The organism is Colwellia sp. KS18-150 (assembly GCF_057551365.1).
The window spans coordinates 50,659-57,699 of the sequence record NZ_BAAJMC010000024.1 but is presented as its reverse complement, the minus strand read 5'-3'; the positions used below and the strand labels follow the sequence as shown (position 1 = coordinate 57,699).

The 7,041-nt window shown below is 36.1% G+C and carries 6 protein-coding genes and 1 tRNA gene; 5 read left to right on the top strand and 2 right to left on the bottom strand.

The window, feature by feature from the left end; all coding sequences use genetic code 11:
* The first annotated feature begins 518 nt into the window (after nt 1-518).
* From AC27IF_RS18220 to AC27IF_RS18205, 4 genes are all read left to right on the top strand, one after another.
* Nucleotides 519-1,199, top strand: a complete 681-nt coding sequence (locus AC27IF_RS18220) for a DUF1826 domain-containing protein (RefSeq protein WP_487055775.1) — start codon at nt 519-521, stop codon at nt 1,197-1,199.
* Nucleotides 1,200-1,251: 52 nt separating this feature from the next.
* Nucleotides 1,252-1,761 carry a Fur family transcriptional regulator gene (locus tag AC27IF_RS18215; protein WP_487055774.1) on the top strand — a complete coding sequence of 170 codons (510 nt, stop codon included), beginning with the start codon at nt 1,252-1,254 and terminating at the stop codon, nt 1,759-1,761.
* Nucleotides 1,762-2,157, top strand: coding sequence for a MerC domain-containing protein (locus tag AC27IF_RS18210; protein WP_487055773.1), 396 nt, complete (start codon nt 1,762-1,764; stop codon nt 2,155-2,157).
* Nucleotides 2,158-2,267: 110 nt separating this feature from the next.
* A complete protein-coding gene (locus AC27IF_RS18205; protein ID WP_487055772.1) occupies nt 2,268-3,275 on the top strand; it encodes a CobW family GTP-binding protein in 1,008 nt (335 codons plus the stop codon).
* 106 nt (nt 3,276-3,381) lie between these two features.
* Here AC27IF_RS18205 and AC27IF_RS18200 read toward each other — a convergent pair whose 3' ends face one another.
* Nucleotides 3,382-4,923: a diguanylate cyclase domain-containing protein gene (locus tag AC27IF_RS18200; RefSeq protein ID WP_487055771.1), complete on the bottom strand. Its 1,542-nt coding sequence runs from the start codon at nt 4,921-4,923 to the stop codon at nt 3,382-3,384.
* A gap of 301 nt (nt 4,924-5,224) precedes the next feature.
* Between AC27IF_RS18200 and AC27IF_RS18195 the strand changes: the two genes are divergently transcribed.
* Nucleotides 5,225-6,496: an ABC transporter substrate-binding protein gene (locus AC27IF_RS18195; protein WP_487055770.1), complete on the top strand. Its 1,272-nt coding sequence runs from the start codon at nt 5,225-5,227 to the stop codon at nt 6,494-6,496.
* Nucleotides 6,497-6,824: 328 nt separating this feature from the next.
* Here the strand turns inward: AC27IF_RS18195 and AC27IF_RS18190 are convergent.
* Nucleotides 6,825-6,900, bottom strand: a tRNA-His gene (locus tag AC27IF_RS18190).
* Nucleotides 6,901-7,041: the final 141 nt, after the last annotated feature.

Below are 7,041 nucleotides of genomic sequence, written 5' to 3'. Positions count from 1 at the left end.
ATTTATACCTTAACTGGATTTCCAAGGTTTTGCTAGGCTGTATGTGCTGGTTTAATGGTATTTGGAACTTTTATAAAGGATGAAATCCTAATTATTTAGGGTGCTTTATATACCAAAAAGCGGTTACAGCTATAGTACTTCGGCTGCTATTGGCGCAGCCTCATTTAGTAACATAGCAAAAGCAGGAGTCTTGTCACTAGTATGAGAAATGGCTTTCACTTCAGCTTGTGCTTGTTGAAATTCAGCAAGTTTAATTTCATTTATTCGAGCAACTTAATCTTGAACCGTCCGACCTTAGGAGAATGCGTTAAATTAAGCATCGGCTTTATCAATATGATCACGCGCTTTATTTTGGCTCACCTTCATTTTGTCGTCTAACTTAGGATTATTCCCAGTCAAACTGACCTGTTACCTAACAACATAGTTAATTTAAAATATACATAGATATTCCAATAGTTATTGTTATGTTATAACATAACAATAACTTGGTTATTCTATATTCTTTAGGTAAATGAAAAATGCAAAACTTAATAACTCCTTTCGATGTCGAGACGTTGGTTCAGAGTCCTCGAACGGCTTCGATAGCCGAAGATATATCGGTATTAACTGATATTTATCAAGAGGGAGTCAATATTGCCGTTTGGCAAAATAAATTTTCAGATGAGATCATAGAAAATATTAACGACATAATGTCTGATTCGACCCGTATTGGCGTGGTTATCAATACTGCCCCCGAGCGAATTTCCGAGCACTTAGCTGAATCATCCCCTGTATTGCGTGATAAAAATGCTTTATGTGAATATGTAGCTCTGTTGGCTGATATGTTCTGTACATTGTTTGAATTGAAACATGTAGGTTTACGCTTGGCTACGTTGAACCATGCAATGTGCCCTAAGTTTCACGTTGATAAAGTTCTGTGTCGTTTAGTGACTACTTTTTCAGGCATTGCTACTGAGTGGCTACCTGATTATAAAGCTGATCGCACTAAATTAGGCGCTGGTAGTCAGGGTATGCCTGATGAAGAATCCGGTTTGATGAACAGTCAACATGATATACAGCATTTAGCTGTTGGTGATGTCGCCTTATTAAAAGGTGAAGGCTGGTATAACAATGACAATGGCGGCGCGATACATCGCTCACCGGCAATAAAAGACAATAATAAGCGATTATTACTAACTTTCGATTTTATGGATGAGTAAGTAATGAATTTAGCGCTTCGCCCATCAAACGCAATACAGTGATAACGTTACAATGAGTACCGACATTAAATTGCAACATTCTCTGCAGCTAGCTGAGCAGGTATGCAAAGAGAATAATTCTCGACTGACAAAAAAAAGACGACAAGTATTATCGGTATTACTACAGGCAGATAAAGCTATCTCCGCTTATGAGTTAATTGATCAGTTTACAGTACATTTCAACATAATATTATCGCCAATGACTGCATATCGATCGCTTGAATTCCTTGAAAATATGCAACTAGCACATCGATTAAATACTGCGAATAAATATGTAGCTTGTGCTCATATTGGCTGTGATTTTTCTCATGAATTACCGCATTTTTTAATATGCAAGCAATGCCTACGTGTAGATGAAGTACAAAACCATACGCATCAAAGCTTACATGACATAAACAACAAAGTTGCTCAAACCGGTTATCAATTAGCCTCCCCTCAAATCGAGTTAACCTGCGTATGTAATGCCTGCCTTGCAGCATTGAAATGCATTAAAACGAAAACATTCACCTTACGGACTATATAAATGAAATTATTAACATTTTCTCTTGATAAAACAGCGATTTCCTTTTCATTTCTTTGTGTGTTGCATTGCTTAGCATTACCTTTATTAACGGTATTATTGCCAACACTAGCGATACTCCCTTTTGATCAAGAGCTATTTCATCTAGCTATGGTGGCTTGTGTACTCCCCACCAGTATTTATGCCATTACTATGGGCTGTAAAAAACATAAAAAATTGTCTATTGCCTTTACCGCAGCTCTAGGATTAACAGCTTTAGTTGCTGCAGTGGTGTTCGGTGAAAGTCACTTAGGAGAAATAGGTGAAAAACTACTAACAACCATTGGCGCAGTGATAATTGCTATTGCTCACATAAGAAATTATAAGCTCTGCCAACAGTCTGAAAGTTGTTCGTGTTAATATACTAACATCTATATTTTAATGACGGTTTTGACGTATAAATTCTGTCATTTCAATCTAGTTTCGACAAAAATTAGCGATAAAGCTTAACCACAAGTACAGAGTTTTACATGAGTGACAAAAAAATCTTAGCCGTACCAACTAATGTGATTACCGGCTTTCTTGGTGTTGGAAAAACTTCGGTAATTTTGCACTTACTTAAACAAAAACCAGCCAATGAACGTTGGGCGATACTGGTTAATGAATTTGGTGAAATTGGCGTTGATGGTAATCTAATTGCAGGACAATCACAGACAGACAAGAATATATTTATTAAAGAAGTCCCTGGTGGTTGCATGTGCTGTACATCAGGATTACCTATGCAAATTGCCCTTAACCAACTACTCTCTGAAGCTAGACCTGATCGCTTGCTGATTGAACCAACCGGTTTAGGCCATCCGCATGAGGTACTACAGTTATTGACGAATCAGTATTATCAAGAAATATTGAGTTTAGAGAAAACAGCTACTTTAGTTGATGCCCGAAATTTATCAGATAAGCGTTATACTGAGCATGAGACCTTTAACCAACAACTAGAAGTTGGCGATATCATTGTGGGTAATAAAGCGGATTTATACCAAAGACAAGATAAAACAGCCTTAAGCGACTACCTAAACAATAAGAAATTAACACCGGATAATCTCTACTTCTCAGAGTATGGCGCCTTAAAGCTTGCCTGGTTATCAGGTAAAACGCTTTATCATAACAAGCAAGCAAACAAAGCTGCTCATCACCACCACAGTCCAAATAAAAACACCCGTAAACTTAATCAAGATATTCCTGAATCAGGTTTCATTAAAGCCATAAACCAAGGTGAGGGCTATCAAAGCATCGGTTGGCGTTTTGCTGCCGATAAAATATTTGATCGAGCCAAACTTATTCCATTTTTACTTGGTATTGAAGCGACTAGAGTAAAAGCCGTGTTCATTACCTCAAATGGAATTTTTGGTTATAACAATACCATTGACGGCCTAAACGAAATTGAATTAAGTGAAAGTAGTGAAAGCAGTATTGAGATAATTTCCGATACTATTGATGATATCTGGGAAGGGCAACTTAAACAAACAATCATTAATTAGTCACTGAGCCTATTGTTACATCATAACACTATAAATGACTGCATTAGCATTACTTCATCGCTACTCAAGTTATTTAAAAAATAGTTATCAATATTAATTAACATATTTACGATAATACAATGACTTTATTTCGACCTGACTCTTTAGCTTGATAAAGCGCTTTATCTGCTATAGAAATCAACTCAATTACCTCGCTTTTTATTTTTGGCTGTATAGAAGTAACGCCCACACTAATAGTAATATACTCGGATGTGGGTGAGCCTTGATGAGGTATTCTCAAAGCTTCAACAGCTTTTCGACAAAGCTCTCCTATACTCGCGGCATGCTCTGTCGAAGGTAAAATGACTACAAACTCTTCACCACCATACCTTGCGATAAGATCAGAAGAGCGATTTATTACTTTTTTCATTGCCGCAGCAACTTCTTTCAAACATATATCCCCATGAACATGACCATATAAATCATTAAACGATTTAAAATCATCAACATCAATCATTAATAAGGACAGCATGGATTTTTCACGAATCGCTCGGTTCCATTCAATTTGAATTTGTTTATCGAAGCAGCGTCTATTAGGTATAGCAGTTAAGGCATCAGTTTCTATAAGTTCCTCAAGGTTATTTTGAGCTTCATTAAGCGCTTTGTTTCGAATTGATATGTGATATGTGTAATATGCAATTAATAATACTAACAACATACTTGAAGCAGCTAAAAGATGAGGTAGATGGCTGTGTCTACTTTTAATATATTCAAGTGTTGGTGTGGCAATCACTTTCCAATCTCTACCGTTAAACTGTTTGAGGTTTCTGCTATAAGATAATTTATCTAAATAATCTTGATCAACAACTGAATTTGTATTCTTTTCATAGAGCAATTCATTACTGTTATTAGTGACATCGATAAGTTTTGCATTAATGCCAGAAGTTGGTGACCACTTAAATGCCGTTCTGAAAATATCCCCAATACGATAAACACCAACGATAAAACCTTTAATATTTTTTTGACGGCTGGTTACTGTTGTTGGTAACCCATTATAAATAGGAATGAGTATAAGAAACCCTTTTTCATTATTAGGCTCCTGTACAAGTGTAATACTTGAGGTAGCTAATGGCTCACCTGTATTTAAAGCCTGAGTCAGTGTTTTTTTTCTAGATGCATTTGACGCTAAGTCAAAGCCTAAAGCTAGCTCATTACCTATTAGCGGTTCGACATAATAGACAGGAAAATATACATCTCGATCTTCAGCACGGATCATCCCCCCCTGGCTATGTCGTTCAGTTATCTCAAATCGCCCTTCTTCTAACGGCCGCTCAGTAGAGAAAGTATCTCGGTTGGCATGTACAATTTTAGGAGCCCACTCAAGTGCCTGTATACCACTATGTCTATTTAATAAAGCTTGAGAATATCGAGTAAACTCCGGGAGTGATATAGCATCAGTATTATCCCAAAAACCTTTTAAAGCGTACAAAACTTCCAAATTTACAAGCAATTCTCTCTCTATAGACGCTATCTTCTCAATGACATCACTTTTAAACTTTAGATGAATCGATTTTGTTTCATAGTGATAGGCACCAAAACCAAGTAATGAAGACAATATAAAACCAACCACAATGATGAGAACTAAAACAAATTCAGAAAATCGCTGCATGCTATAGTCCTATATAATTGGCTTAATAATAAACATCCTTGAACCTTTGTCTTAACCTTCCATTAAGGTTCAATTTTTCAAAGATCCCATTTACATCATTAAAAATAGTATATTGATGATTAAAAAGACAATTTTATCTCACAACCTTAGAGACTAAAAATTGGGTAGAAGATCAATCGCCGCTGTGATGCATGACTTAAAATCTAAAAACTTAAATAAAGTCAACTATACTTATGTTACTTAAACGTTAAGATCTAAGCTGTAAATCTTGATTTAAAAGCTGAACTTAAGCAGAGAATTTATGTTAAACAATCTCAGAAAAAATTTTCTCAATGCTTTTTATTCACATTTTATGGCGTTAATTCTGGCATTGATATTTTGTTGTCATGGTATTGCGTACGCCAAAAGCACTCTCAAAATTATAACCATAGGTCACGACGCTTCTGTTCGTAACTCCTTATACCTGATAGCGCAGAAATTTGAAAAACATCACCCTGAAGTTGAACTTCAATTTATCATTCAGTCTGATACTAAATTTAAAAGTGGCTTAACCCAGTTATTAAAAAAGAACGATGCCGTTGATATTGTTATTTGGCATTCCGGCGAAAGACTTAATAATTATATTGAACAGGGGCTCGTCTTAAATATCACCAACCTATGGAACGAAGAAAAACTAGATGGACTATTTACACCGATAAATAAACGTATAGTAACGTTTGAAAAACAAAACTGGGCCATTCCAATCTCTTATTATCCGTGGGGTTTCTATTATAATAAAAAATTATTTAAACGATTAGAAATAACTCCTCCCAAGAATTGGCAACAATTTATTCAGGTGTTAAATAAAGTAAAACAACAAAATATAACGCCTATATACATTGGTTCCAAAAACCCTTGGCCCGTAGGCTGCTGGTTCGAGTATTTAAACTTGAGACTAAATGGACTGGAATACCACAACGCCTTTGTTAGAGGCGAGATTTCTGCCCACGACGAAGGGATAAAAGACGTATTAGAACATTGGCAACAACTCATTCATAGTGGTTACTTTTTTGAGCAACACCAGGGCAAAGATCTCGCTGACGGTATGCCATTACTATACCGAGAACAAGTGTCTATGATGTTATCAGGACACATGTTCAAAGCTCATATGTCTGAAGAGGTACTCGATGCGATGGGCTATTTTACCTTCCCTAACATAAAGAAAGATGTTGCCAACGTTCAAGTAACCCCCGTTGATGTTATGTTTATTGCTAAATCCTCTTTGCTGCAAGAAGCCGCAAAAAAATTCCTTATTTACGCAGCAAGCAAAGATGCGCAGAATTTAATGAATAAAATGCTGAATCAATTTCCTGTTAATAAATACTCCGTCATGTCTGATAGTAAATTATTGCAAACAGTTAAGCTCACATTAGACCAAGCAGAAGCCCGTACTTATTTTTATGATCGTGAAGTAGAAAAAACATTTGGTGAAGACAATTTAAAAGTTTGGCTAAATTTTCTTAACGAACCAAATATCAATAAAACGATCACCAAAATGGAGCAAGCGAGAGTAGAGTATTTATCTAGAAAATAAAAAGATAGGATGGGTAATTAGATTTGAACCCACGCTTAATTTGAAATAGCGGAATCATCAATGATTGCGATTCGAAGTTTAAATAGTTTAGGTTCTAAAAGAAAAAAGATAGGGTGGCTAATGGGACTTGAACCCACGCTAAACTTGAAATAGCGGAATCACCCGTGATTTCGGTCGTATGAATACGCTGATATCGTCGATTGAAATACTGAATTTTAAAAAAGATCGAGTAGCTAATTGGATTTGAATCCACGCCTATCATAAATAGCAGAATCATCAGTGATTGCGATTCGAAGTTTAAATAGTTTAGGTTCTAAAAGAAAAAAGATGGGGTGGCTAATGGGACTTGAACCCACGACAACCGGAATCACAATCCGGGGCTCTACCAACTGAGCTATAGCCACCACTGAAACTAGCTCGAATGAGATAGTGCGCGGATTCTATATCAATTCTTCTTATCTTGACAAGGGATTTTTTAAATTTCTTGTATTATTTAAAGAACGACATTAACAACATTTTCGATGATGCCATTAATCGCTTGGATT